Source organism: Streptomyces himalayensis subsp. himalayensis, assembly GCF_013778455.1.
Classification (GTDB): domain Bacteria; phylum Actinomycetota; class Actinomycetes; order Streptomycetales; family Streptomycetaceae; genus Streptomyces; species Streptomyces himalayensis.
On the sequence record NZ_JACEHE010000006.1, the window covers coordinates 1 to 26,531 of the forward strand.

Annotated in this window: 20 protein-coding genes and 1 pseudogene; 5 read left to right on the forward strand and 16 right to left on the reverse strand. The window is 69.7% G+C overall.

The annotated features are described in order from the left end of the window. The 4 genes and pseudogenes from H1D24_RS41715 to H1D24_RS11825 all read right to left on the reverse strand — a co-directional run. The coding region (locus H1D24_RS41715; RefSeq protein ID WP_220136664.1) for a class I SAM-dependent methyltransferase at positions 1 to 961 on the reverse strand (961 nt) is incomplete at its 3' end. A 165-nt stretch (positions 962 to 1,126) separates the two neighbouring features. Continuing rightward, positions 1,127 to 2,239, reverse strand: a pseudogene (locus tag H1D24_RS11815) (glycosyltransferase family 4 protein); the annotation flags it as partial. 125 nt (positions 2,240 to 2,364) lie between these two features. After that, the gene (locus H1D24_RS11820) at positions 2,365 to 2,763 is read right to left on the reverse strand and encodes a 6-pyruvoyl trahydropterin synthase family protein (RefSeq protein ID WP_181657419.1); all 399 of its coding nucleotides are present in this window, start codon (positions 2,761 to 2,763) and stop codon (positions 2,365 to 2,367) included. 75 nt (positions 2,764 to 2,838) lie between these two features. Then, positions 2,839 to 3,819 carry a zinc-dependent alcohol dehydrogenase gene (locus tag H1D24_RS11825; protein WP_181657420.1) on the reverse strand — a complete coding sequence of 327 codons (981 nt, stop codon included), beginning with the start codon at positions 3,817 to 3,819 and terminating at the stop codon, positions 2,839 to 2,841. A gap of 229 nt (positions 3,820 to 4,048) precedes the next feature. On the opposite strand from H1D24_RS11825, the gene H1D24_RS11830 reads away from it, so the two are divergent. Beyond that, on the forward strand, positions 4,049 to 4,903 hold the full coding sequence (locus tag H1D24_RS11830; RefSeq protein WP_181657421.1) for a CDP-alcohol phosphatidyltransferase family protein: 855 nt from the start codon (positions 4,049 to 4,051) through the stop codon (positions 4,901 to 4,903). Here H1D24_RS11830 and H1D24_RS11835 read toward each other — a convergent pair. From H1D24_RS11835 to H1D24_RS11860, 6 genes are all read right to left on the reverse strand, one after another. Further along, a complete protein-coding gene (locus H1D24_RS11835) occupies positions 4,799 to 6,781 on the reverse strand; it encodes a DUF2264 domain-containing protein (protein ID WP_181657681.1) in 1,983 nt (660 codons plus the stop codon). The two genes, H1D24_RS11830 and H1D24_RS11835, sit on opposite strands and share 105 nt — an antisense overlap. A gap of 17 nt (positions 6,782 to 6,798) precedes the next feature. Continuing rightward, positions 6,799 to 8,028 (reverse strand): LacI family DNA-binding transcriptional regulator, encoded by a 1,230-nt coding sequence (locus H1D24_RS11840; RefSeq protein WP_181657422.1) that lies wholly within the window; start codon positions 8,026 to 8,028, stop codon positions 6,799 to 6,801. Between the two features lie 52 nt (positions 8,029 to 8,080). Beyond that, positions 8,081 to 9,745 carry a type 2 periplasmic-binding domain-containing protein gene (locus tag H1D24_RS11845; protein ID WP_181657423.1) on the reverse strand — a complete coding sequence of 555 codons (1,665 nt, stop codon included), beginning with the start codon at positions 9,743 to 9,745 and terminating at the stop codon, positions 8,081 to 8,083. 113 nt (positions 9,746 to 9,858) lie between these two features. Then, positions 9,859 to 10,719 carry a carbohydrate ABC transporter permease gene (locus tag H1D24_RS11850; RefSeq protein WP_181657424.1) on the reverse strand — a complete coding sequence of 287 codons (861 nt, stop codon included), beginning with the start codon at positions 10,717 to 10,719 and terminating at the stop codon, positions 9,859 to 9,861. 56 nt (positions 10,720 to 10,775) lie between these two features. Then, on the reverse strand, positions 10,776 to 11,642 hold the full coding sequence (locus H1D24_RS11855; RefSeq protein WP_258564011.1) for an ABC transporter permease: 867 nt from the start codon (positions 11,640 to 11,642) through the stop codon (positions 10,776 to 10,778). 296 nt (positions 11,643 to 11,938) lie between these two features. Continuing rightward, positions 11,939 to 12,373 carry a GNAT family N-acetyltransferase gene (locus H1D24_RS11860; protein WP_181657425.1) on the reverse strand — a complete coding sequence of 145 codons (435 nt, stop codon included), beginning with the start codon at positions 12,371 to 12,373 and terminating at the stop codon, positions 11,939 to 11,941. A gap of 211 nt (positions 12,374 to 12,584) precedes the next feature. On the opposite strand from H1D24_RS11860, the gene H1D24_RS11865 reads away from it, so the two are divergent. From H1D24_RS11865 to H1D24_RS11875, 3 genes are all read left to right on the forward strand, one after another. Then, on the forward strand, positions 12,585 to 12,947 hold the full coding sequence (locus tag H1D24_RS11865; RefSeq protein WP_181657426.1) for a YciI family protein: 363 nt from the start codon (positions 12,585 to 12,587) through the stop codon (positions 12,945 to 12,947). Then, positions 12,944 to 14,221, forward strand: coding sequence for an RNA polymerase sigma factor (locus H1D24_RS11870; RefSeq protein WP_181657427.1), 1,278 nt, complete (start codon positions 12,944 to 12,946; stop codon positions 14,219 to 14,221). The genes H1D24_RS11865 and H1D24_RS11870 overlap by 4 nt, the downstream gene beginning before the upstream one ends. Before the next feature lie 447 nt (positions 14,222 to 14,668). After that, positions 14,669 to 14,887 (forward strand): hypothetical protein, encoded by a 219-nt coding sequence (locus H1D24_RS11875; protein WP_181657428.1) that lies wholly within the window; start codon positions 14,669 to 14,671, stop codon positions 14,885 to 14,887. Between the two features lie 200 nt (positions 14,888 to 15,087). Here the strand turns inward: H1D24_RS11875 and H1D24_RS11880 are convergent, their stop codons facing one another. The 5 genes from H1D24_RS11880 to H1D24_RS11900 all read right to left on the reverse strand — a co-directional run bounded on the left by H1D24_RS11880 (position 15,088) and on the right by H1D24_RS11900 (position 23,288). After that, positions 15,088 to 15,510: a hypothetical protein gene (locus tag H1D24_RS11880; protein WP_181657429.1), complete on the reverse strand. Its 423-nt coding sequence runs from the start codon at positions 15,508 to 15,510 to the stop codon at positions 15,088 to 15,090. 63 nt (positions 15,511 to 15,573) lie between these two features. Next, positions 15,574 to 16,527: a DEAD/DEAH box helicase gene (locus H1D24_RS11885; RefSeq protein WP_258564012.1), complete on the reverse strand. Its 954-nt coding sequence runs from the start codon at positions 16,525 to 16,527 to the stop codon at positions 15,574 to 15,576. Positions 16,528 to 16,655: 128 nt separating this feature from the next. After that, positions 16,656 to 18,509 carry an MrfA Zn-binding domain-containing protein gene (gene drmB, locus H1D24_RS11890; protein WP_181657431.1) on the reverse strand — a complete coding sequence of 618 codons (1,854 nt, stop codon included), beginning with the start codon at positions 18,507 to 18,509 and terminating at the stop codon, positions 16,656 to 16,658. Continuing rightward, the gene (locus H1D24_RS11895) at positions 18,506 to 21,631 is read right to left on the reverse strand and encodes a helicase-related protein (RefSeq protein ID WP_181657432.1); all 3,126 of its coding nucleotides are present in this window, start codon (positions 21,629 to 21,631) and stop codon (positions 18,506 to 18,508) included. The genes drmB and H1D24_RS11895 overlap by 4 nt, the downstream gene beginning before the upstream one ends. 52 nt (positions 21,632 to 21,683) lie before the next feature. Continuing rightward, positions 21,684 to 23,288 (reverse strand): coiled-coil domain-containing protein, encoded by a 1,605-nt coding sequence (locus H1D24_RS11900; protein WP_181657433.1) that lies wholly within the window; start codon positions 23,286 to 23,288, stop codon positions 21,684 to 21,686. Positions 23,289 to 23,500: 212 nt separating this feature from the next. On the opposite strand from H1D24_RS11900, the gene H1D24_RS11905 reads away from it, so the two are divergent. Continuing rightward, positions 23,501 to 24,865, forward strand: a complete 1,365-nt coding sequence (locus H1D24_RS11905; protein ID WP_181657434.1) for an ISNCY family transposase — start codon at positions 23,501 to 23,503, stop codon at positions 24,863 to 24,865. A 75-nt stretch (positions 24,866 to 24,940) separates the two neighbouring features. Here the strand turns inward: H1D24_RS11905 and H1D24_RS11910 are convergent, their stop codons facing one another. Next, the gene (locus H1D24_RS11910; protein WP_258564013.1) at positions 24,941 to 26,467 is read right to left on the reverse strand and encodes a sigma-70 family RNA polymerase sigma factor; all 1,527 of its coding nucleotides are present in this window, start codon (positions 26,465 to 26,467) and stop codon (positions 24,941 to 24,943) included. Between the last annotated feature and the right edge of the window lie 64 nt (positions 26,468 to 26,531).

Here is a 26,531-nt window from a genome sequence, read left to right on the forward strand (position 1 = left end):
GCACATCGCTGTGGTGCACCACCACCCGCAACTCCCCCGCCGCGCACGCCGCCAGGCGCCCCCGCAGATAGGCATCGGCGCGCGGGGCGAGCTCCGGCCTCTGTTCGCACGCCGCGCCTACCCACCCCCGCAACCACTCCGCGCTGAGTGCGGAGTCGTCGGGGCCCAGCCGCCAGGGGCTGGGGTGAACCAGTACGGTCGCGCCCCTGCGGGCGAAGGCCTCGCAGGCCGCCGTGACGGCGTCGGGCCCGAGCAGGCGGCGCCCGCGGTCGCTGCGGCGCTGATGGGCGTTGAACGCGTCGGCGATCGCGGCGTCGAGCGGGTCGGCCGGGGTGATCTCGACGCGCCCCACCACCGACAGGGCCAGCAGCGCTGGGCAGCCGGTTTCGGTGCAGGCCGCGGCGAGCCGGTCCACCTCCTCGCGGGTGAGCAGGTCCAGCAGGGCGGAGGCCGTGACCAGCGAGGTGAGCGCGAGGTCGGCTGCGGTCACCCTCGTGATGTCTCCCCGAACGGTGGCGACCGTGATGGCGCTGCCGTCACCCGTATCGGCGCGCCCCGCCACGCCCGGCTGCGCGGCCGCGTCGGCCGTGTCGGCCGCGTCGGCCGTGTCGGCCGCGTCGGCCGTGCGGGGCATGCCGGGCACGCGGGGCATGCGTGGCAAGCCGACCATGCGGGGCATGCGGGCGGAGGCCAGGGCGAGCAGTTCCGGGTCGCGGTCGTGCAGGACCCAGTGCTGTGCGCCGGCGACGCGGGACGCGAGCCGGGGGGCGAGCCAGCGCCCCATGGAGCCGCTGCCGCACCCGAGGTCACGGATCACCAGTCCCGTGCCGCGGCGCCGCGGCAGGTCCGCCGGCCGGCGCAGCAGCCGGTCGACGAGTTGCGGTGCGCGGGCGGCTGCGTCCGCGCGCTCGCGCAGGGCCAGCCACTCGGGGGCGTAACGAGGGGCGTCCGTCGTCGTCATGTGGCCCTCCCGGGCTCCCGGCCTAGGCCCTGTCGTCAAATTCCCGTCGTCGCCCGGAGGGCGGCCCTGCGGCGTCAGGTGCGTGCTCTGGGGGTCCCCCCGGCCGGAGGCTGGGGGAGTGCCGGGCCCCGAACTTGGGTCGGGGCCCGGTGCGGCGAGAGTGCGTGCATGGCGTCGCGGGGCAGGCGGGAATTTGACGACAGGGCCTAGCCCTCCCAGTACCCCGGCGAGACTCCGCGCCGTCGTCGCCCATCCGTCGAGTGCGCCCCGCCGCCGTCTTGCGGCCGACCTCAGCCGGCGGCGCAGGTCGGGGTCGCGGAACCAACCGCGCAGAGCCGCCGTGAGTGCCACCCGGTCTCCCGGCGGTACGAGGATGCCGGGCACGTCACCGTCGGGCGTGCGTCCGACCGCTTCGGGGAGTCCCCCGACATCCGTCGCCAGTACGGGAATTCCACGGGCGAGCGCCTCGGTCACGGCCATGCCGTAGGTCTCGGCGTACGAGGGGAGCACCATGAGGTCGGCGGCGGCGTAGCTCGCGTCCAGGTCCGCACCGGCCTGCGGGCCCGCGAGCCTCAGCCGGTCGTCCAGGCCTGTCACACCGATCTGCTCCCGTAGCCGGGCCACATAACGGGGATCCTGGCCGAGCCCACCGACGCACAGGCACTCCCACGGCCCGTCGGCGACGGCCGCAAGAGCGTCTACGAGCAGGTGCTGGCCCTTGCGCGGGGTCACCGAGGCGACACAGAGCAAGCGCGAGACGCCGTCGGTCCCGGGCGCCAGCGGCGAGATGTCGGCGCCGGGCGCGGCGACATGGACCCGTGCGGGGGCGAGGCCGTGGTGGTCCACGAGCCTGCGGGCCGCCCAGTCGCTGGTCGCGACGACCGCCGAGACGGCGCGCAGTGTCGTTCGCTCACGGGCGTCCAGTTCCGCGGCCGGTCCCGGGGCGAGTCCCGTCTCGTCGCCCAGCGGCAGGTGCACCAGCACCGCCAGCCGCAGCCGCTCTGCCGCGGGAACGACGACGTCGGGCACGGCGCAGGCGACGAGTCCGTCGAGGAGGACGACGCTGTCGTCCGCCAACCCGCTGAGCAGCCGTGCCAGTTCCGCGCGGGCGGCTCCTCCGGGTCGCGGCCAGGTGCCCGCCACGGCATGCTTGTGCACGTGCCAGCCGAAGGCGCGCAGGTCGAGGGAGACCCGGCGGTCGTAGGTGTTGCCGCCGCTCGGTGCGGCGGGATCGTCGACGCCGCCGGGCATGACGAAGTGCACCGAGCTCAGGGACATCGGGGTGATCCCCCGAACGGTCCTCGGGACCGTCCTCGAAATGCTCTCGGAATCGGCATCGACATCCGCATCGACATCCGCATCGACATCGACATCGACATCGGCATCGGCATCGGCTGCGCCGTTCACAGGGCACGCTCGTAACTCGCCCACGCGATGTGCGACTCGTGGAGGGTGACGGTGATACCGGCCAGGCCGCGGGCGCCCTCGCCCAGCTTCCCGGCCTGCACGCGCGCGGCGAGGCGGTCGGCGATCACCTTGGCGAGGAATTCCGTGGAGGTGTTGATCCCGGCGAAGTCCGGTTCGTCGTCGAGATTACGGTAGGTGAACTCCCCCACCACCTCCTTGAGTTCCTGGGTGGCGAGACCGATGTCGACGACGATGTTGTCGGCGTCCAGCTCCGCGCGCCGGAAAGTGGCGTCCACCAGATACGTAGCTCCGTGCAGGCGCTGCGCGGGCCCGAAGACCTCTCCACGGAAACTGTGAGCGATCATGAGGTGATCGCGGACGGTGATGCTGAACAACGGCGACCCTCCAGGTGCGGCGTCGGGCCCTCGGCCGGGGCTTGCCGTGTAGTACGAGCGGTCGGCTGATCTCGTTCAACCGGATGAGTAGGCGACGCGATGACACAACCCGGGGAGTTCGCCGGCGGCGATCCTGGGCATCGCGTCCGGCAGCTCCTCGAAGGCGCATTCGCTGGTGACGAGCGCGTCGAAGGCGGGATCGGCGAGCAACTCGAGCGCGAGGGCGAGCCGATCGGCGAAGGTCCGCCGGGAGCGCCGCGCCGGGGACACGGCCCCCACCTGACTGCTGCGCACGACGAGGCGGCGCGAGTGGAACGCCTCCCCCAACGGCACACTGACCCGCCGGTCGCCGTACCAGCTCATCTCGAGGACCGTCCCCTCCGGAACGAGGAGTTCCAGTGAGCGCGCGAGTCCGTCGTCGGTGGCGCTGGCATGCACGACGAGGTCGCAGTCGCCGAGGGCGTTTTCGGGCAGCGCGAAGTCGACGCCGAGCGCGGCGGCGATGCGTGCGCGCGCGGGATCGGCGTCGACGAGCTGTACGCGAACGGCCGGGTAGCGGGCGAGCAGGGCCGCGACGGAGGATCCGACCATCCCCGCGCCGACCACGGCGATCCGGTCACCGATCAGCGGCGCGGCGTCCCACAGAGCGTTCACAGCGGTCTCGACGGTCCCGGCCAGCACGGCGCGCGCGGCGGGAACGGAGTCGGGCACAGGTGTCACGGCGCTCGCCGGGACGACGTACCGGGTCTGATGCGGATGGAGGCAGAAGACGGTACGCCCGAGCAACGGCACCGGACCGTCCTCGACGACGCCGACGCTGAGATAGCCGTACTTGACGGGCCCGGGGAACTCGCCGTCCTGGAACGGCGCCCGCATGGCGGCGTACTGACTCTCCGGTACGCCACCGCGGAAGACGAGCGTCTCCGTCCCGCGGCTCACCCCGGAGAAGACGGAACGCACCAGGACCTCGTCGGAGGCGGGCTCGGGCAGGGTGACCTCTCGTATCTCACCGTGACCGGGAGAGTTGAGCCAGAAGGCGTGGGCGGCATGCTTCATCAGCGAGCTCCTGAAGGCATGAAAAATCGGGCTGAACAACCGGAAGGCGACACACGTACTGATCACCGGAGGCCGCGAACACGGTACGTGGCCCTGTTCGACGCCGCCATAAGGCGTCACCCGCCGAACAGCGCTACACGCCAGACAGCCAACACGACAGTCAGCGCAACACGACAGACAGCGTCACACGCCATACAGCGGTACACGCCAGACAGCCGGAAGGTGCACGGTGGCCCTGAACAGCACGTACGACATGAGGTTGATGCGGCAGGAGACCGCGGTCGGAGCCGGCGCGCAGGTCCTCCTGCTGACCCTGCTCGGCACGGCGATCGGCCTGGGCCCGGCAGGCTGGCTGACGGGCCTGGCCTTCGCGGCCGCCACGTGGGCAGTGCTGACCAGGGCCCTGCACCGGTCGCGCCCGCGGTCGTTCGGGCCTGCCAACCGCGTCACTCTGGGCCGGGCGACACTCGTCGGCGGCGTAACCGCCCTGGTGGCGGACTCCTTCGAGAGCCCGCCCCCGCTCACCATCCTGGTCACGCTCACGGCAGTCGCCCTGATCCTGGACGCGGTGGACGGCAAGGTGGCCCGCCGCACAGGCACGGCGACCCCACTGGGCGCCCGCTTCGACATGGAGGTCGATGCCTTCCTCATCCTGGTGCTGAGTGTGTACGTCGCCATGTCACTGGGTGCGTGGGTACTGCTGATCGGCGCGATGCGGTACGCGTTCGTGGCGGCGGCGTGGGTGCTGCCTTGGCTGCGGGGGCAGTTGCCTCCGAGTACGGCACGGAAGGCGGTAGCGGCGTTGCAGGGCATCGTCCTTCTCGTGGCCGGCGCCGGAATCCTTCCGCCCGGTCCGGAGTTCGCGGTGGTCCTTGCGGCCCTGACCCTGCTCACCTGGTCCTTTGCACGCGACATCAGGTGGCTGTGGGGGGCGAGGGCGCCCCGAACCGTGGCGATGTGCCTCGGCGGCTGCAGCCGGTCAGACCACCACCTCCTCCTTCGTCCCGTCACGGAAGCGCACGACGACGACAGTGCCGTTGCCCTCACCGTGATCCGTGACGTGTGCCGTCACTGCGGCTCGTAGGGAGTCCGCGGTGCTCGGCCCGTCGGTGTCATCGCGGGTCAGCACGACCAGGGAGACGAACAGCCCACTGGTGCGCGCAGGTATGGGCCCGAACGGCCCGCTGCCGCCCCCGAGCGCGGGCAGGGCGAGATACGGGGTCGCCGAGTGGCGGCCGTAGGCGTTCGCGTCCGTCGCGTGGACGACCGCGCCGGTCGCGGAGTCCCAGCCGTGCAGACCGACGATCGCGCTGGTCAGACCGTCCGCGCGGCGGGCCAGGGCCCAGCCGGGACCCGAGTCGGTGACAGGGACGTCGGCGCCGGCCAACGCCCATCCACCCTCCCGTACGCCCGCACCCGCCGCCCCTTCGACACGGTGCACGCGCACCTCCCAGGGGCCGTGCACCACACTCGTCGTCTCGATACGGCTGCCTTCGGCGGGGGCGTGCCAGGACGCGGCACGCCGCCCGGCAGTCCCCAGTGGATGGATGCGGCCCCGCCGTGTGGGGACTCCCTGCGCGTCGACAAGCGCGATGTGGTTGTCGATGCCCGCCGCCCAGGCCGCCTCTCCCGTGTCCGGCGCGGCCGCCGTCGCGTACCCGAACTTCGCGTAGTGCGGGTTGTCCTCTGCCTTGGCCGGCAACGGGCGGAGCCGGTCGCTGCCGTGGTTGAGCAGCCGTACGATTCCGTCGGCGGCCGTGGAGTGCAGCAGCCAGCCCGGTTCGGGCAGGGCCAGGCATGCGTCGGTGGTGTCGACCGGGCTCGGCTCCTCGACGGCCGTCCACGCGGGATGGTCTTCGGGCAGCAGCAGGCCGAGGAACGCCTTGCTCGCCCAGTACGGCGAAGCGGGTCCGGAGTACCGCTGCGTGACCGGCTCGAACGCGCCGTACCAGCCGAGCGTCAGCAGCCCGCGTTCGTCGGGGACGCCGCGCTCGGCGAAGTGGCGCAGCGCGCCGGAGGCGATGCGGCGGGTGCGGCCTGGAGGTAGTGGTGTGGCGTCGGCCAGGGCACCCGCCCACAGAGGTGCGGCCGTGGCGAAGCGGTAGATGAGGGAACGGCCTTGGTGCACGGGTGCGCCGTCGGAGCCGAAGAAGTACTGGTAGGTGGAGAGGAATTCGCGCAGGCGGGCGCGGTAGGCGGCGACGCGGGCGGGGTCGGCGCGGGGGCCTGCGATGCGTGCCCACAGCAGCGGGTACAGGTGCATCGCCCAGCCGTTGTAGTAGTCGAACTTGCGGCCGTCGCCGTCGCTGTACCAGCCACCACCCCGGTACCAGTCCTCGATCCGGTCGAGTCCGCCGTCGATCTCGGCACGGGAGTGCGGGGCACCGACGGAGGCGAGGAACTCCTCGGTGACGACCTGGAAGAGGCGCCAGTTGGAGTCGTTCGCCTGCTTGCCGACGAAGCCGCCGAGCCACTCGGCGACGCGGGCACGAACCGCGTCGTCCAGCCGGTCCCAGAGCCAGGGGCGGGTCTCGTGCAGGGCGATGGCGATGGACGCGGCCTCGACCATCGGCTGGGCCCGGTCCTCGATGGGCGGCCACGCCTCGGGGCCGCCCGGATCCGTGCCTGCGGCGAGACCGGCGGCGTACCGCTCGATGAGGGACGCGTCCGCCTCGCCGCCCGCGCCCGCGATCCGGAAGGCGGCCAGCATGAAGGAGCGGGCGTAGCCCTCGAGGCCGTCGGAGAGCGGACCGGAGTGGCTGGCCGGTCCGGGCAGCCGGTACTGGGCGAAGCCGGGGGTTGCGTACGGGACGAGGGCGTCCAGGAGCCGGTCGGCGATCGCTTCCCAGTGCGCGCGGGTCCAGCCGGTGACGGGCGAGCGGAGGCGGTCCTCGGGCGGAAGGTCGGGGAGGTTGCTGACGGCGGGCGGGCTCGGCAGATGGGCTGCGGTGCGTGCGGTCATACGGAGACGAGGTGCGGTCATGCGGTGGGAGATCCTCCGTCGGACAAGGCGGGCCCTGGCGGGGGCGGCTGGACGCTGTCGCGTACGACGATGTGGGTGCCGAGCAAGTGGTGGGTGCCGGCGGCGTGCTCGGGGTCGCGCAGGGCCAGCCGTACGGCGGCGCGGCCCAGCTCCTCGGCGGGGGTGCGGACGGTGGTGAGGGGCGGGTCGAAGTCCTCGGCGAGCGGAACGTCGTTGTAGCCGACGACGGAGATGTCCTCGGGAACGCGCAGTCCCGCGTCGGCGGCGGCCCGCAGCACACCGGCGGCGACCATGTCGTCCCCGGCGAAGACGGCGGTGAAGGCCGGGGCGCCGCCGCTCTCCTTCAACAGGGCGGTCATGGCCCGAAGCCCGGCCGACCGGCCGAGACCGCAGTCGACGACGTGGGCGGCCTCGGGCGGCAACCCGTGTTCGGCGAGCGCCGCCCGGTAGCCGGCGACACGGGCGTCCAGCGCGGTGTTGCCGGGCAGCGCCCCGACGAACACGATGCGGCGGTGCCCGGCGGACAGCAGGTGCGAGGTGATCGCGTGGGCCCCCGCTTCGTTGTCGAACTCCACGACGAGAGCGGGGATGTCCGGCACGGGGGCCGGGCGGCCGCACAGCACCAGGCGCGCACCGGACGCGTCGAGCGCCTGCGCGTAGTGCGCCACCCGCTCGCGGTACGCGTCGTCCTCGACGACGCCGCCGACGAGGACGACCAGCCTGGCCCCTTCTTCCCGCATGAGCTGCACGATCTCCAGCTCCCGCTGTGCGTCGCCTCCGGTGGCGGCCACGAGGCAGAGCCACCCATGGGTGGCGGCTTCGGCCTCGACCCCCTCGGCGACCTGCGCGTAGAACGGGCTGGTCACCTGCCGTACGACCACGGCGACCATCTTGCGTCCCGCCCCGACCAGCGCCCGTGCGTGCGCGTTGGCCACGTAGTCGAGCTCGCGGGCCGCCCGCAGCACACGGGCCCTGGTGGCCGCGGGGGTCTCGTAGTTGCCGCTCAGGACGCGCGAGACGGTCGCGATGGACACCCCCGCGCGGTCGGCGACCTCCCGGATGGTCACCCGGCGTCCCTGACCGGCAGCTGAGGCCTTCGTTGCGGCCTCCGCCCGCCCCTGACCGGCGGCCTCCGCCCGCCCCTGACCGGCGGCCTCCGCCCGCCCCTGACCGGCGGCCTCCGCCCGTCCCTGACCGGCGGCCTCGGCCCCCGTGTTCTTCCCCATCCCCGTCCGCTCTCCTTCGTGCCGCCCCCGTCAGTGGTTTCCCGGTCGCTGATCAGTGGTTGGCGGCGTAGTCCTTGGCCAGTTCCTCGGCAATTCTGTCGCCACCCCGACTGCGCCATTTCTTGACCGCCGCGTCCCACTCGGACAGCGGGGTGCGGCCCGCGATGATGCCGGTGACCGTGTCGTCGAGCATGGCCTTGAGGGTGGTCCCCTGCGCGGTCTGGGTCTCGGACTGCAGCCCGTAGGAGGCGTTACGGATGGCGACGGGCACCACCTTCTGCTGCCACGCGTGCAGGGCGCGCACGGCATCGGGCATGTTCGGTACGAACAGCACCTGGGGTCCTTCGGCGAGGTACTTCAGCGGCAGGTTGGTGTTGTTCTCCACCTTGCCGAGGTCGTTGGGTACGGGCGAGCCGTCCTTGCCGCGGGTGAAGTGGGTGCCTTCGACGCCGTAGTGCACGAGCTCCCACTCCTCCGAGCCGAACGGCGCGGCGAGGTAGTCGAGGATGCGCAGCAGCAGTTGGATGCGTTCCTTCTTGGCCTTCTTCAGCACGGTGTAGCCGAAGGAGCGGCGGGCCGCGACGCTCCCGCCCGGTGTGCCGCCGACGCTGTACGGGAGGGCGGCGGCGGGCGTGAACTTGCCTTCCGAGTCGAGGTACTTGGGCAGGTAGGCGCCGAAGCCGTCCTGCATGGAGCCGACGGTTCCGCCGAGGTAGAGGCCGTAGAGGTCGGGCTGCGAGATCGAGGTGGCGTCGGGGTGGTAGGAGCCGGCCTTGCGCAGCTGGAGCTGGTAGGCGATGGCCTCCTTGTAGCGCTCGTCCGCGGCACCCGGCAGGAAGGTGCCGTCCTTGTCGACGGCCCAGCCCTGCGGGGCACCGTGGGCCGCGGAGTGCACGGCGTTGCCGAAGAGCGACCCGACGGCGGCCCCGAGCGCGTACTTCTTGCCGCTGGTCCCCTTCTTCGCGACAGCGGCGAACTCCTCCGACGTCCAGCCATCGCCCACCGTCATCCCGGCGGCTTCGAAGTAGTCCTGGTTGAGCCAGAGAGTGGAACCGGGCAGCGGGCGCTCCAGCGGGATGCCGTAGATGCGGCCGCCGATCCGGCCCATGTCGCGCCAGGCGTGGGTGGGGATGTTCGCGAGGTTCGGGTATTCCTTGACCGCGTCACCGGAGAGATACGGGGTGAGGTCCTCGGCCCGGCGCTGTACGAACTGGGCTTCGCGGGGCAGCGTGAAACCGGAGAAGATGTTGATGATGTCGGGCAGTTCGCCCCCCTCACCGGTCATCACCGTGGCCATCTTCTTCTGGTAGTCGGTCTGCGAGATGACCGTGTAGTCGATCTTCACGCCGAGCGCCTTCTCCACGGCCTGCCAGAACTTGTTCGACGAGGCGGCCTTGGGCGGCGTACCGAAGGACACCGACATCACCTTGATGGTGGAGCCGTCGCCCGGGGTGTCGGCGACCGACTTCACCAGGTCGGACGGGTAGGCGGTGTAACCGGCCTGCACGCCCTGCTCGGTGGGCGCGAGGTCCGGCTTCGGCCCGGAGAAGGGCACGTACGAGGGCCAGGGCGCCAGCTTCTTGCCGGCGTTGGAGACCCCGCCGCCGCCCGAGTCGGAGGAGGAACAGGCCGTCAGGACGGAGGGGGCGGCGAGGGCGGCGCCGCCGACGGCGATGGACCGCAGGAGGGTGCGCCTCGACATTGAGGAACCGGACATGCGGGGACTCCCAGGTGTTGGGGACTGGCTTGGTTGGACGGGTGTGCTGACTGACTGCACTGCGCTGAACTGAGCTGAGCTGAGCTGAGCTGAGCTGAGCTGAGCTGTAGTGACTAGCTCTTGATGGCGCCGGTGAGAACGCCTTTGGTGAAGTACTTCTGGAGGAAGGGGTAGACGAGCAGGATCGGCACGGTGGCGATCACCAGGACCGCCATCTGCACGGTCTGCGGCGCTGTGACCGTGCCCTCGCCGGTGGTGATGTCGGTGAGCCCCGACCCGGCCACGACATAGGTGCGGAGCACCTGCTGGAGCGGCCAGTGGTCGCTCTCCAGGTAGAGCGAGGCGTAGAACCAGGAGTTCCAGTACGCCACCGCGTAGAACAGCCCGACGACGGCGAGCGCCGCCTTGGACAGTGGCAACACGATCGAGACGAGCACCCGCCACTCACCGGCCCCGTCCAGCCGCGCCGCCTCGTACAACTCCTCGGGTACCGACTGGAAGAAGCCGCGCAGGACCACGAGATTGAAGACGTTGATCAGTACGGGCAGGACGAGGGAGGCGTAGGTGTCCAGCAGACCGAGCCCCTTGACCAGCAGAAAGCTGGGGATCATGCCGGGCGGGAAGAGGAACGTGAAGAGGACGAGCAGCAGGACGGGCTTGCGGCCGAAGGTCCCGGGGCGCGACAGGGCGTAGGCGAGTCCGATCGTGCAGGCGAGGCTGAGCAGCGTGCCGATGACGGTCACGCCCGCGCTGACGCCTAGGGCGTGGGTGACGATGCCGCCGTCGAGGATGTCCCGGTACGCCTTGAGGGTGGGGTCCTGGGGCCACAGCACCCAGCCGCCGTTGGCGACGACCTCGTCGGTGGAGGCGAGGGAGGTGGAGAGGATGACGAGGAAGGGCACGCAGACGAGAAGGACGACGGTGACGAGGGCCAGGGCCTTGGCCGCCTGGGTGAGGGGCCGGGGCTTCTCCATCCAGGCGGGGCGTGGCGCACGCGTCGCTCGTGCTGCCAGTGCCGCTCGTGTCGCCGTCACTTGTAGACCCCCTGTTCGCCGAGGCGGTGGGCGACCTTGTTGGCCGCGAAGACGAGGAGCGCTCCGATGACGCCCTTGAACAGGCCCGCGGCCGCGGCGAATCCGTAGTCGCCACCGACAATGCCCTGGTAGTACACGAAGGTGTCGATGATCTCCGCCGCCTCCGGGCCGACGGCGTCGCGCTGCAGCAGCATCTGCTCGAACCCGACGGAGAGGATGTCGCCGAGCCGCATGATCAGGAGCAGGACGACGACGGGCCGGATGGCCGGCAACGTGACGTGCCAGAAGCGCCGCCAGGGCCCCGCGCCATCGATGGCGGCCGCCTCGTACTGCTGCTCGTCCACCTGGGAGAGCGCGGCGAGGAAGATGATCGTGCCCCAGCCGGCGTCCTTCCAGATCACCTGGGCGACGACGAGCGGCTTGAACGCGTCGGGGTTGCCGATGATGTCGACGGTGTGCAGGCCGGCGTCGCCGAGATAGCCGTTGACCAGGCCTGTGTCGCCGAGAACCTGCTGGAAGAGGGCGACGACGATCACCCACGAGATGAAGTGCGGCAGATACGCGACGGACTGCACGAACCGGCGGACGGTGCTCCAGGTGAGGGTGTGCAGGAGCACGGCGAGGGCGAGCGGCACGGGGAAGTAGAAGACGATCTGAAGGACCGCGATCCAGAGCGTGTTGAGGACGGCGGCCCAGAAGTCACTGTCGCCGAACATCCGTTGGAAGTTCGCGAGGCCGGTCCACTGACTGCCCCACATCCCGTCGAAGGGCACGTAGTCCTTGAAGGCGATGACGTTGCCGACGAGGGCGCCGTAGTGGAAGAGCAGGAAGTAGGCGAGGCCCGGGAGCATGAGCAGGGCCAACGCCCAGCCGTTAAAACGTTTTCGTGCCGGTCGAGCAAGCTTCTCAGGATCCTGCGCAGGCTTCTCTGCTCGCTGATCTCTGCGTTCGTGCAACGCGACGTCCACCGGTCCCCCTCTTCGCGTGACTCGGAGCGAGAGGAAATTAAAACGTTTCCAATGCCGAGTCAATGTCCCTGACACGAATAGGTGGTTGGGGCATCCGAGCGGTGAGGGGGTGGGAGGTGGGAGGCGCCGGCATCGATGATCCAGTGCGTGCGTCCTCAGTGCCCAGCGATGCGGCCGATCACTGACGACTGTCAGCCCTCGGTCGGCCCCACGGTCGGCCTGACGAGGCGGAACATGCCGGTCATGTCGCCACGGGTGAAGCCACTCCGCTCGTAGAGCGGGACGGCTTCATCTGTCGCGAACAGTCCGACGAACGCCGTGGACGGCGCAGTGCTCGCCACATGATCCAACAGCCGACGCAACAGCGCCGTCCCGATTCCGGCCCCCTGGTAGGCGGGCAGCACGGCGAGGTCCTGGACGTAGAAGTACTTGACGCCGTCCCCGACCAGGCGCCCCATGCCGACGACGTGGTTGCCGGCCAGGGCGACCACGCCGGCCAATGATCCGGCCAAGGACGCGGGCGTCGTGTCCCAGTCGAATGCGGTGGTCCAACCGACCGCTTCGGCGAGTCGGCGGTGCTCGGCCGGGGTGGGCGGACGGTCGAGAACCGCGAACGTGTCGATCACGTGGTTGATCGTGAGGCAGCAGTGGCGGGTGGAGCAAGGGATTTACCCCGCCACCTGAGGATGTTCCGGCGGACCCCGCGGCTCGGGGACCATATAGATCGTCACGTTGGGGGTATCGGCCGAAGAAATGTCGAGGGGGGCTGTCGAATCCGGGCCGGCCGTTCGACGTAGGGGTGTAAGGCAACAACAACCGCCTGGAAGGACAGCCACCATGGCTCAGTACGCGATCCTCATCTACGCGAAGACCCACGTCGACGAGGCCGAGGTGATTCCCGGGGCACGCGAGGCCCATGACCGCCACTTCGAGGACATGGTGGAGTCCGGCGCCCTGGTCGCGGCGTTCGCGCTGCAGCCCGCCGCCGACACAGCGACCTCGATCCGCGGCGATGTGGTGACGGACGGCCCGTTCGTCGATGCCAAGGAGGTCATCGCCGGCTTCGCCATCATCGAGGCGCCCGACCTGGACGCCGCTTTGAAGATCGCTCGGGCCAATCCCGCCACCCAGCAGGGCGGCGGTGTCGAGGTGCGGCCCGTCGAAGGCGGCTTCATCGCGGATCGGCCCGCCGCGGCATGACGCCCCCGGCAGACGTCGAGACGGCGGTCGCTGACGCGCACCGTCGCGGGTGGGCCCTGGTGCTCGCCGCGACGGCGCGCGTCGCGCGGGACCTGGACCTGGCCGAGGAGTGCGTGCAGGAGGCGTATGCCACGGCCCTGGCGAGCTGGGCCCGCGACGGTATCCCGAACAACCCTGAGGCGTGGCTCACCACCGCGGCCAAGCGCCGCGCGATGGATGCGGTGCGGCGCGAGCAGACGTTCCGCTCGAAACTCCCGTTGCTGGTGGAGCCCGAGGAGACGGAGGACGAGGTGGCCATCGACGAACCGGTCGAACCGGCCGCCGTCGAGCCGGAGGACGTGGTACCCGACGAGCGGTTGCGACTGATCTTCATGTGCTGCCATCCGGCACTGGCGCAGGAGGCGCAGCTGGCACTCACGCTGCGGCTGGTGTGCGGGATGACGACCGCCGATATCGCGCGGGCGCTGCTGGTGTCGGAGCCGACGATGGCCGCCCGGATGACCCGGGCGAAGAAGAAGATCTCCGCTGCGCGGATCCCCTTCCGGCTGCCGGGAGCGACTGAGCTGCCGGATCGACTGCGCGCGGTGCTCGGCGTGATCCATCTGCTGTTCACCGCCGGGCACACCGCGCCGTCCGGCGCATCGCTGGTGCGTACGGACCTGGTGGACCAGTCGCTGAGGCTGGCCCGGATGCTGCGGGAGCTGATGCCCGACGAGCGGGAGGTGCGGGGGCTGCTCGCCCTGCTGCTGGTCACCGACGCCCGGCGCGCCACCCGGGTCGACGCCGACGGTCACCTGCTGCGACTGGAGGACCAGGATCGATCGCTCTGGGACCGCTCGGCGATGGCCGAGGCGCACGACCTGATCGTGGACGGGCTGCGCGGCGGACGACCGGGCCGCTATGTCCTGCAGGCGGCGATCGCCTCGCTCTACGCCGAGGCCCCGTCCTACGACCAGACGGATTGGCCACAGATCGTGACCCTGTACGACGAGTTGCTGTCGTTGTGGCCGTCACCGGTGGTGGCGCTGAACCGCACGGTGGCGGTGTCGATGGTCGCCGGTCCGGCGCAGGCACTGGCAGAGGTCGCGGAATTGGAGAAGGACAGCCGGCTCGCGAGATACCACTACCTACCGGCGATCAAGGCGGACCTCCTGCATCGGCTGGGCCGCTCGGAGGAGGCCTCGCTCGCCTACCGCCAGGCGCTGGAGTTGACCGGGAACGACGTTGAGCGCGAGTTCCTGGCCGAACGCCTTGCCGGTCTGCATCGGGCATAGGTGCGGGGCTTTCGGTCGGCGGTCCGCATCGGGCATAGGTGCCGGGCTCTCGGCCGGCGGTCCGCATCGGGCATAGGTACGGGGCTCTCGGCCGCCGGTCCTCGTCCGAGGCTGCCTCGGGGTCCGGCTTCGGCGGGTACGCATGTCGGCAGCCTCGGCTTCGTCCTCCTGCGAGCTCAGGCCGACCGCGATGGGGCGAGTCCGGCGACGTCTGGCGACGTATGTTGCATGAGATGCGATGCCGTGCGGCCGCGCCATTTCAGGCCTGACAGCCCGTACGCCGCCATTCAGTTGACGAACAGGCCGCCGGTGACGACGCCTGTCAGGGAGTGAAGGCCGCCGTCTCCTCGACCGGGAGAGTGGCGGCCTTGTCACCCGAGCCCCAGCGCAGGGCGGCCACGGTGAGGAGGCAGCAGGCGAGGGCCGCGACATCAGACGATGTAGCCGATGGAGCATCCGCTCCCGAGGGTCTCCATGGCGATCGACGAGGCGCCGCCAGGGACGAGGTGGCAGAACGGAGTTGACGGCGAGCGGCCCGCCCTCCCGCGCTACCTCGCCCGCCGCGTCCTTGAGCTGAGTGCTGAGATCGGAGGAGGCGAGCTTGGCGGTGAACTCGTCGGCGGCGCGGTTCAGGGCGATCGCGCCGATGAGCCGGGCCGAGGGTGAAGGCGAAGTCCCGCAGCAGGCTGGTGGACGCGCTCGCCATGCCTGCGTAGTGAATGGGCACGGTGTTGACGGCGGTCGCAGTGATCGAGGAGACGGTGAGCGCGAAGCCGATGCCGACCAGCGCGCACTGCACGATGAGCGAGGTGAGCGCGGTGTCAGCGACCGGCAGGGCGGCAGCCAGGAAGTCTCCGACGGCGCCATCAGCGCCAGACCTCCGCCCAGCACCAACGGGGCCTGACCTTCTCCAGCAGCCAAGAGATCACCGGCAACAGCAGCAGCGTCCAGCAGTTGAGGAGGATGAAGGCGAACGAGTCGCGCAGCGGGCTCTGGTCCTGGATCGGGCCCAGCTGGATGCTGGTCGCGTAGGCGGTGCCGAGGTAGCTGAACATGCCGACCACCGCGACGAACAAGGGCAGCGCGAAGGCGCGGTTGGTGAACGCGAGGCGCAGCAGCGGGGATGCGGCGCGCCGCTCGGCGACGATGAACAGGCCGATGAAGACGGCGGCGACGACGTAGGCGATGACCACCGGGGCCGCGGTCCAGCCGTCTGCCGGGCCCTGGATGACCACGTACAGCAGGGCGAACGTGCCGATGCCGACGAGAGCCCCGGTGCCGTCCGACATTGCTCCCCACCGACGAAGGAGACCCGTACAACCGCTGCGAGCGGTGACCAGCCGGTCGGGGCGTCATCCTCGTTGCAGCACTCCTCGAGGCACCGTCGCGATCAACGGCGGCTCATTTTCCCCCTCGTACCCAAAGTGAAGTTCCTGCCGCGCGCGAGTGGCTAGCACGTAGTACGTCATGCGGAGCGCGGCCGAGGTGGGATCGGCGGCTGCGTCCGTGTGCGTGTCGGGGACGACGACCGTGTCGAATCCGAGGCCCTTTGCACTCGCGCGGTGGACGAGAACGACCCCGGGGCGACTGAGGTCCAGGTTGCGGTAACGACCTTGTGTGGCCTTGGCCGTGTACATCTGCGGCTTGAGACGCGGTGCTCTGCGCTCCAAACTGCCGAGCAGGGAGAACTGGGCGTGGGTGGAGTTCACGATCACACCGATGCTCCGTCCCGGGTGCCGCTGAGCCAGCAGAATGACCAGATCGGCGGCGCCCCGTTGCGGCAGGTGATGCAGCCGCGGGGGTGAGCCATCCCGGTCAGGAAGGGCGGGCGTGCCCGCTCCGGTGTGGAAATGGGCTGCGAAGGCCGCGATCTGATGGGTGTTGCGATGGTTTCCGTTGAGCTCGCGGCGGGTGCAGTTGCCCAGGCGCTGGGTGATTTCGGCAAGAGTGGAATTGGTCTCGGTGAGGCGCTGGCATTCGTCGGCGAACACCGTCGTGCGGGCCTGCAACAGTCTGCAGAGGCGGTAGAACTCGGGCGGCAGATCCTGACCTTCGTCGATGACCAGCGTGGGACCGGCGACGGGCTCGGTTTCCGCAGCCCGCTCAAAGAAGGCGTGCCAGTCGTACCAGCCGTCATCGCTGCGCGGGGCCTTGGTGCCGTACCACTCGGCGAGCCACGAGTGGGCGGTGGCCACGCGAACACTGCGGTCGACCGGGCCCAGCGCGTGGACGACCGCCGCCAGGGACTGGCGCAGCAGGTTGGAGCGGGTCAGAAGCACGGCTGGCGTTCCGGTGAGAGCGAGCATGACGGCCCGCTGGGCTGCCAGGAGACTCTTGCCGCTACCGGGCGGGCCACTGATCAGGTGGTTGCCGTCGAAGGGGAGATCTTCGAGTGAGGCACGCTGCTCGGGTGTGAGGTCCAGGTAGGTGAGCGTCATCGGGTCGCTTGCTCCAGGGCTGTGGCCGCGGCGGCTCGGGCGGCGGTGACGATGGGCTCGAAGTAGCCGGGCACGTGCTCGCCGCCAATGACGAGGGCGCGATCGAGAAGGGTGTTACCGGTCTCGCAGCTCGTTTCGGGCAGGAGGGCGCAGGCGTGGCAGGCCGCGCGGTTGAGGTTGCCGAAGCCTTGGCCTGTGTGTTCGGCACAGAGCGGGTCGGAGGAACACCAGGCGGAGGCTTCGGTCATACGCAGCAACGTCTCGGCCAGACGGGGAGGCTCGCCCTGCTGGACGAGACCGCCGAGTGTGCCTTCCGCGTCTCCCGCGGCGGTGTAGACGAGGATGCCGTACTGGTCTTGTTCGGCGCGTGCGTAGATGCGCTCTCGCAAGCTGGCCGTCGTGTAGCCGGATTCGAAGGAGAGCTGGCGGATGAGGAGGTGCGCGAGAGTGTGCAGGAGTACGAAGCGGGGCGAGAGTTCTGCTCCGGTCAATGCCTCGAGTCGATCTCTCTGGAAGGACCGGTCGAGGTAAACGCGCATGTCGGCAACTCGCTGGTGGACCCTGGTGTCGCGTTCCCAGTCCGTGAGTTCTCTCTTGTCGAGGGTCAGGAAGATGCCTTCACCGAAGACCTCCACTGCCGGCAGCCACTTGAGGCGCCGCGCGGTGTCGGCAGGAACGACGGTTGCATCCGGAGAGACTCGGGTGAAGCCGGACAGAGCACGCACCTCGCGAAGCCGGTCGGCGAGGATGATCCTTCCGATACGGCGCTGTATTCCCGCCCAGGGGTCGGCGGTTTCGTGAGCGAGTCCAAGAGTGGTCTCACGCAGGGCGAAGTCACGGGTGGCGGGTAGGGCTGATGCCGTGAATGCGGCCCATTCCTCACGGCTGAGGTCGGGGCGGGTGGGGGCGGCCGGAAAGTCGGGGGAGGTCGTCGAGGTCTGGCCGGTCTCCTCGGCTATGAGGTTGTCCAGGAGTTCGTCGTCGGCGCCGGTGTCCTCCTGGATCATCGTCCGGAAGACCGCGGCACGCGGTGTCCCGGCCACCCGGCACAGCGACACCCACAGGTCGTGTTCGCGTACCCGCCCCGCGAGCTCTTCGTCGGCGTGCATCGGCACGTCCGTCTCGGGAATGTCGAGCGCCGAGTGCACCACCGGGTAGTACAGGTTGCCTGCCGTACGCTGCACGACTTGCACGGGTTTTGCACACTCGACGGCCTCGTTCGCCCGCTGCCAGGGATTCCGTCCCGAGCAGCGCATCCCGTGGGTGCCGAGGATGTCGAGGAGATCGCGGGAGGCCCCGCACCCCTTGGACGTGCAGGCGACGGAGAGCGCTTCGAGGCCGGATGCGCGCTCGGAGACGAGGAAACGCAGTTTTTCACGTTCGCTGCACTGCCGTCGCTCGCCCGCCTCACGCCGCGAATGCGCCCAGAACCACCAGTCGATGTCGCTCAGGTGCCCAGCCGCACAGATCTGCACGAACCGCATGGGCGCAAGCGTCCGCGCGGGCGAGCAGGACGGGCAGCGTGGCGGCAGCCCCGGTTTCTCGTCGGCAATTCGCCAGCGCTTCATGCGGCGGCAGGCTCCGCAGAAGAGCCAGGACGGGAAACGGATGTACGGAGCACCGGGTGCATCGGGACGGTCGAAGCGGTCGTTGGCCGTTGCGGGAGCGGCGTAGAAGCCGGTCACCCCAAGCCTGGAGGCCAACCGCGGCGACTCGACTTGCTGCTTGGCCCGCTGCGGCCAGTCGCCAATGCCGGTGGCGACGAACGACTCGCCCTGAATGTCGAAGACGGCTCCGACCCCGAACGGCAGAACGGTCTGGGCTTGGCGTACCCGCAGTGTGCGGCTCACAGATCGGCTCCCTTCACCATCACCTGGCACTCCCGGTCGACGTTGCGCATGGAGTTCGGTGTCTCCCACAGGCCGTAGTTCTGCTCGAAGCTCTTGATCAGGTTCGACTGGCCCTTGCCCTGGCTGCGGTAGAACAGCTCGCGGCCGTCCTTCCGCGCCTCGCGTGCGGCGTCCTCCCAGTCGGCGAGGAGTGCCGCCAGTTCCTTGCGTACGGCGTCGGCGGCAAGCGGCTCGACGGCTCCTGCCCGCGTCGCCAGCCCCTCGATGAGGACCTCCACTTCGGGCAGTCGGTCTAGCACTTGCCCGGCCTGATTCTCGGCGGCGAGGCCCAGGCGATGGCGTACGAGGATGACGAGCGCGGCGTGCAGGGCACGACGGCGTGAAGGGACGGACCAGGGGGTGACGCTGGTCGGTTCGACATGTCGATAGAGCGAGCGGTGGTACACGTCGAAGGTCTCGTAGTGGGAGCGGTCGCGAGGTCGGGTGGCGTTGAAGAAGGTGACGACAAGACCGGGTACGGCGTGCCGGCCGACTCGGCTGGTGGCCTGGATGTATTCGGCGGTGGTCTTTGGCTGGCCCTGCATGAGCATCAGCGCGAGCCGCTTCACATCGACGCCGACGGACAGCATGTTGGTGCAGGCCAGGAACGACACCGACTGCGAGTCGTCCCAGGGTTTTTCGAGCCGGTCGAGCAGGGCGGGCTGCTCCGTGCGCGGAAGGTTGCTGGTCAGCTCCTGCACCTGGCGGTCCGCCAATTCTCGGACTCCCGCGCCGGAGTCGAGTCCGGTGAGCTGCGCGGGGATGTCGTCGGCCGCAGCGGTGACGGTGCGACCGAGTTCGCGCAGGCTGTGATGATAGGCGACGAGCGTCCAGTACGCGTCCCGGTGTTCTTCGGGCAGCTCCCAGGCACCCTGGAGCATTGCGGCGGCGGTGGCCACGGCGGCGCGACCCGCCGTGTGCCCCTGGGCCATGACGCCGAGATAGCGGCGCCCCGGTTGCGACGTGTCGGGTTCGGCGAAGTACGACCGGCGGGCGTCGAGTCCGGCAGGTGGGAAGAGCCGTACGTCGCTGCCGTACAGGGCGCGGATCTGCTCACTGGAGCGGCGGATGGTCGCCGTGGATGCCACAACCTTCGGTCCGACGCCCTCGCGCGTGGTGCAAAGCCCGAGAACGGCGGACTCGTACAGTCCGACGGTGCTGCCGAGAGGCCCGGTAAGCAGATGCAGCTCGTCCTGGATGACGAGGGACGGCGGCTGGTTTTCACTCACCGCGCCGAACAGCCGTCCCGCACGTGGCTCCCATGCCAGTCGGGCGAACTTGTCCACGGTGCCGAGGACGAACGTGGGCGGCCGGTCGTAGAGCTGCTCATCGACGACGCTGACCGGCAGCTCGTCGTGGAAGGCGCACTCCGCACGCGGGCAGTAGAAGGCAAACGAGTCCGCGGTGGCGCGTACTCCGTAGTCTCCGATATCGGCGGACTTGCGGGTGGGCACGATGCGCGTGCCACACCACGGGCAGCGGTCGAGGATGAAGACGTCCTCCGGCCGTGCCGCGCCGCGCACATCGTCGAAAGCCGCCCGGGCCTTTTCGTACGTGTTCGGAGACGTGGCCTCGCCCACCCACAGGCCGATCGAGAAGGGCTCCTCACCGTACGTGGCCGGGTCAGCGCGGCGCAGGGTCTCCAAGGCGCACACGGTGGTGGCCGCGCGCTGGAACTGCTGAGTGGTGAGGAGGCTCAGGGTGTAGCGGCTCAGGACCGCGGTGCCGCCGCCGTTGGGGTCGCGTCGGCGGAGCACCATGGCGAAGGCGGCCAACAGGAGATACGCCTCCGTCTTACCGCCGCCTGTCGGGAACCAGATCAGGTCCGTGGTCGCCCGGTCCTGGTGCCGGGGGTCGGCCACACCGTCCAGCGCCAGCAGAAAGAACGCCAGCTGGAAGGGGCGCCAGACGGCGTTCGCGCTCGGCTGAGGGTCCAGGAGTACAGGGTCGCGGCGGGAACGGCGTTCGCCTGCCTGGTCGCGGCCCGAGTGGCGCATCTGCAGGGCCATGGCACGGTTCGCTGTCCGGAACGCGTGCAGCAGTTCGGGACGGTTCGGGTCACAGAGGGTGCGGACGCCGGACTCGATACGAGTGACGGCGGTACCGATACGGGCGAGGATACGGTCGGCAGCTTCGCGTCCCCACTCCGGAATGTCGGTGTTTAGCTGCCCCACGTACCAGGCGCGGTAGTCGGCTGCGAACTCCCCCAGTTCCTCATGGAGCTGGTCGATCGGGATATCAGGGTTGGCCAGGTGAAGCACGTTCAGTACGGAAGTGTCGCCGAAGCCCGCGGCCCGGGTACCGGAAACCTCGGCTTCCGGCATGACGGCGGCCTTCAGTCCGACAACCCGTTCGCCGTCCTCGTCGTACAGTTCCTCGACGGCGCAACCGTGGCCGACCGCGTGAGTTCGTACGTGCCGGTACTGGAGACGCAGCTCCTGTTCCTCCGGATCACGGCTGGCCAGGCGCACGCTGGGGTACTGGAGGACCGCTCCGTCCACGGGACGCGCCTCCAGGCCGACCTGGAAGAGCATCCGGTCCCACTGGGCGGCCTTACCGAGAGCCTGTTCATGGCGGGCGGTGTTGACCAAGGCGACGGTGACCAGCTGTCCGGTGCCGAATACACGGCGGCGGATGCGGATTTCGGCTCGGCCGTCGAGGACGAAGACCTGGTCACGGTCCGGGCCGAGGGTGTGCGTCTCGTCGGGGAGGGGAATGCGTTCCCAGCGTCGACCCCGTTCGCCCGTGGCGGCCCGGGTTTCGTAGCGGGCTCCCGCGCAGCCGACGGCGATGGTGTTGGCGTCGGTGTAGAAGCTGACGCCGAGGGAGGACGGCAGCCAGGAGTTGGACTCGGGGATGGGATCGTCGGCGGGGGCCCCGTCCTCTACCGCTCCCTCCGTGCCGGCTCCGTCCAACTCCTCCGCTGCGAGGACCAATTGTCGCTGCAGATCGGCCTCTTGGGGATAGAGCGTGCCCATGAGGTACTGGCGGTCGGGTGGGGCTTCGAGAATCTCCTTTTCTCCTGCGGCTGGGCCCACGAGCTGACGGTGCAAATAGGTGACGAGTTCCTGCCTGGGATCCATGGTGCTCCTCAAGAAGTACGCAAAGTACGTGGTGTGTCCGGCGGCGTGCGCCTCACGACCGGCGCCAGCGGTCCCGGAGCGGGGTGCGGCCGACGGCGGCTTCCCGCTCGGCGGCGAGTTGTGCCTGCAGTTCGCTGATGCGGGCCCAGGCATCGTGTTCGACCTGGGCGATGCGCTGGCCGGCCCGCTGTTCGGCGGCCTCCATCTGAGCGGCCGCCTGCTGATGAACGACACGGACGGCATGGTCACGCTCGGCGAGCGTGGCCTCGGTCTGCCGCAACCGCTCTTCGAGGGCCGCAATGCGTGTCTCGCCCTCCTCTCGATACTGCCGAAGGCGCTGGTCCGCTTCGTTCGCCCGCTGCTGAGCCCACGCGGCGCGCTCTTCGGCAGAGGCGAGGGCTGTCGCTGCAGCGCGTTCCGCCCTCTCGCGGGTGAGCTGTTGTGCCTCGCGATGCTCTTCTTTAAGGCGTGCGATTCTCTCTGCGGCCTGTCTACGCAAGTGCTGTTCTTGACGGAGCAGCGCCTTGTCCATGCGGCTCAGCAGCACCTGTTCCAGAGCGTCGAGCTGGCGCTCGGTTTCCGCACGAGCCGCGGCGACCTGGGCATCAGAGGCCTGCCGCTCCTCGGCGAGGCGCTGCTGATGCTCGTGCCGCAACCGGGACAATTGCGCCTCGTATTCGCCGAGGGCCTCAGCGAGGTGCTGATCGGCTTCCGCCCGGAGCTTCGCAAGCTGCTCCTCGCCAGCCCCCCGGAGCGCTGCGAGCCTCCGGTCGGCCTCCGCCTGAACCTGCGTGAGCCGCTGATCGACCTCCGCGGCGGCGACAACTGGCGACGGCCGGAGCCCCGCGCCGGCGACGGCCAACGGCTGCTCGACCGTCGCGCCAGCCGACTGTTGTCTGGTCCCATCAGGGTTGGCGGGCACATCCGGCGTTTCGGCTTCAGCGAGGGGCGTCTTCTCGATTGCCAGCACGTCACCGCGTACCGGGCGCGGCTCGGGCCCCACCCCGTCTTCATCCACGCACCGTTCAGCATCCGACGCGGGCGTCGGGCACCCCTTGTCGTGGTCTGCGTGCGGCCGGTCGCCGGTGGACGGGCCCGCGGCCCCCTCTCGCGTCGGCAGCTCGGCGGCGAATTCCCTCAGTGCGTCACGCACCGCGAGGCGCGACTCACTGTGGACCAACGGTTTCTTGGCGAGGTACGTCCGCGGTGTCACCCCGACCAATGCCTCGGCCGACCGCTCGAAGAAGTCCTCGGGGCGGAGCCCGGCCTCCTTGAGGGTGTCGAAGATGCGCCGCAACACTTCCAGGGCTGTGACCACTTGCCGGTCGAGTGTCCCCCGTTCTCGAACGGCGCCCACCACAGCGTCAGCGGCAGGCCGTCCTAGCAGCACCGCGAGTTGCAAGTGTCCCACAGCCAACAGAGCGTATTCGGCGAGCCAGGCCACTCCGGCGAACGCCGTCGGCATCCCTACGGCCTTGTCCCAGTCCGCCGTGTTCTGCGGGAATTCCAGCATGGCGGCCTCATCCTCGAAATGCAGTTTCGGTTCAGGATCGGGAGGCGCGGAGAGCATGACCGCCGGGGAGGCGACCTCTGGCGCCGACAGCCCAGTGCGCCTGTCGGTCGCCTCCACCCCCTGTTCGCTGGGCCCCTCCACCACCGCTGTTTCCTCTCCCTCCGACGGTAGTTCGCACTCAGGTTGCACTTCCCGGACCCGGGCATCAGCGGCCCGAGCGGGTTGAGCCTTGGCCCTAGCTACTTGACCCTGAAGAAGTCCGGGGCTGTCTTTGGGTTGTCCTCTGGGGAGAGCTGGTGAGGGCTGGGCCTTGAGCGCGACAGTGGAGGCGGGTCGTTGCGGCCGGGGGTGGGGCGATGTTACGTGTCGCAGGAGTGCAGGACGCCTGGTGGGAGATGCTGCCGGAGCAGGCGCGGCAGTTACCCGCCGAGCTGGCCCGGGTCGATGCGTTCTTGGACGACGAGCGATTCATCGCCCCTTGGCGGGCGGTGTTCGCCGAGCGGCTGGGGCGGCCGTCGGTGCCGGTGGAGACGTTACTGCGCCTGCTGTATCTCAAGCACCGCTACCAACTGGGTTACGAGACCTTGTGCCGTGAGGTCGCAGACTCGTTGAGCTGGCGCCGGTTCTGCCGCATCCCGCTGGCCTCCCCGGTGCCGCACCCGACCACGCTGCTCAAGCTGGTGCGCCGCAGCGGAGCACGGACCGTGGAAGAAATGAACGCCGCCCTGCTGGGCAAGCTGGTCGAAGACAAGCTGGTGCGGTGCCGCAAGCTGCGCATCGACACGACCGTGATCGAAGCCGACATCGACCACCCCACGGACGCCGACCTGCTCGAACACGGGGTACGCAAGCTGGGCCAGCTGGTCGGGCGGATCAAGGCGTCGGGGGCAGCCAGGCGTACCCGCTTCCGTGATCGCAGCCGGTCCGCGGGGCGGCGTTTGAAGGAGATCTCGCGCACGCTGCGGCGGCGCACCGGCCAGGCGCTGGGCGAGATCGACCGGCTCACCGGTGAAGTCGCCGCCGTGGCCCGCGCGACCCTGCGGGACGTGGCGGCGGTGGAGCGCAATGCCCGGCGCGCGCTGGGCAAGCGGCCTTCGGGACGACTTGCGCACCTGGTGGGCGAGCTGGCCGAGACCGCGGCGGGCACCCGCCGACTGCTGGAGCAGACCGCCTTGCGACTGGCGGGCATCCGAACCATCCCCGACCGGCTGGTCTCGTTGGCCGACCCTGACGCCCGGCCGATCCGCAAGGGCAAGCCCCAGCACCCCACCCAGTTCGGCTACACCGCGCTCGTGGCTGAGGACGAACGCGGCTTCATCGTCGACCACCAGGTCCAGCGCGGAAACCCGGCCGATGCGCCGCAACTGGTTCCTTCGGTGAAACGTGCCGTGTCACTGACCGGCCGCCCGCCGGGCACGGTCGTCGCCGACCGCGGGTTCGGCACCGCCGCCAACGATCTGGCTCTGGCCGAACTCGGTGTCCAGCGCATTGGCCTGCAGCGCGCTGGGAAGCCTGGAGAGGCGCGGCGTGAGTACGAACAGAGCCGCCGATTTCGGTGCATGCGCAACTGGAGGGTCGGTATCGAGGCCCGTATCAGTCACCTCAAGCGCAGTTTCGGTTTCCGTCGCACCCGCCTGCGCCGCTTGGCCGGCGCCCAGATCTGGGCCGGACTGGGGATCTTCGCCTACAACCTCCAGCGGATGACCGTTCTCAGCCGGTGAGGGACATGCCGCCGACAGGCCGACGGCGTTTCGCCGTCCTGCAGCACCAGCCCCGTCACCAGCCCAAACCCTTTTTCAGGGGCAAGTAGCTACGGAGGACTGTTGTCCGGCGCGAGGCCCGTCTTGGTCCGCACTCTCGCCGCTATCGGATCCGTATGCCCCGTAGAGCCCAGCCGCACGAAGCCGCTGCTTAAACACAACCCGGGCTTTGCTCTGCACCTGCCGGATGCGCTCTCGGGTCACCCCGAACTCCCGCCCCAGGTCGTCCAGAGTGGAAGGGTCGTCCCCGTCCAGGCCGAGGCGCCGTACGAGAACGCGGGCGTCGCGCTCGGAGAACGTGTCGACGACCGCCATGACGTCTTCCATCACAAGCGCCCACAGCACGCCGTGGTCCACGGACGGCTGGCCATGCGCCTCGCCGACCAAGTCACCAAGGGTGGCGCCGTCGCTGATGACACGGTCCAGCGAGTCGGTGCGCCGGCTCAGCCGCCGGGCCTCATGCACCTTCTCCACACTCATGTCGCAGAACACCGCCACGTCGACAGCCCCCACAGACCGCCCCTGCGAGGCCAGGGTTCGCTCGGCGGCAGCAACCTTGCGGATCTGCTCGTGCATATGGACCGGAATCCGGATGAGCGCACCCTCGTCCGCGATGGCCCGGGTGATCGACTGCCGAACCCACCAGGTCGCGTACGTCGAGAACTTGAAGCCTTTGGTCGGATCGAACTTCCGGGCGGCCCTCATCAACCCCAGCACGCCGTTCTGGAACAGATCGTCGTAGTCCAGCCCCTGGTCCAGGTACCGAGGCACCAGTTTGTGCACGAGCCGCTGGTTGTGCAGGACCAGGCAGTCTCGAGCCCGCACCCGGATATCGCCGTACGGCAGGGACCTCAGCTCTTCTGTGTCGGGTTCCTGAGCGGCACGGTCCGCCCCACCCCTCAACAGCACGGCGAGGCCGACCTCGTCCTCGGCCTTCAGCAGGTAGCTTTCAGGCCGTCGCCGGATGCGGTCTTGCGCCAAGACGGCCATTGCGGCGGCCACGGCAGCGGTGAGATCTCCAGCTTCCGTCCCCACCGCCTGAGTCGGCGCTCCCATCTCCACCGCTTGAGCCGACGCTTCAGTCTCCAGCACCCGAGTCGGCACAGAGGGCGAATTGATCCCCGCTTCCCCACCATCGACCGCCGCGGCGACGACATCGCGCACCACGGCCGTCGCCCGAAGCTCCTCGGCTTCACCAGCGCCGAGCCCGGCCAGTCGAGCAACACCGTCCACAGCCCGAGACGTCACGAGCCCATCAGCATCGACGTACCGACGGAGCAGGTCGCAGGCGATTTCCACGCGGGGACGTACAACCTTCTCCACTGCAGAGATGTCTGCCTTTGCGTGCACATCCTCGCCCTGGACGGGCAGCTTCATGGCAGCAAGCGCCTGCCGCAGTCGGGCCTGTTCCGCATCGTCCAGACCGAGGGCCCTGGCCCGGCCAAGGAAGACCGGCTCTGGAACGACCCCGTGCACGGCCGCCCGCTGGAACTCGCCGTACATCTCCGCCAGCGCAGCTCTCAGCCCGCCCGCTTCTGGTCCATCTTCGGGCCGACGCTTCATGTGCCCCCAACTCCCCCCTCACGAGCCCCCGACTGCGCCCGGTCCTGGCCTCCCCTGCCACCAA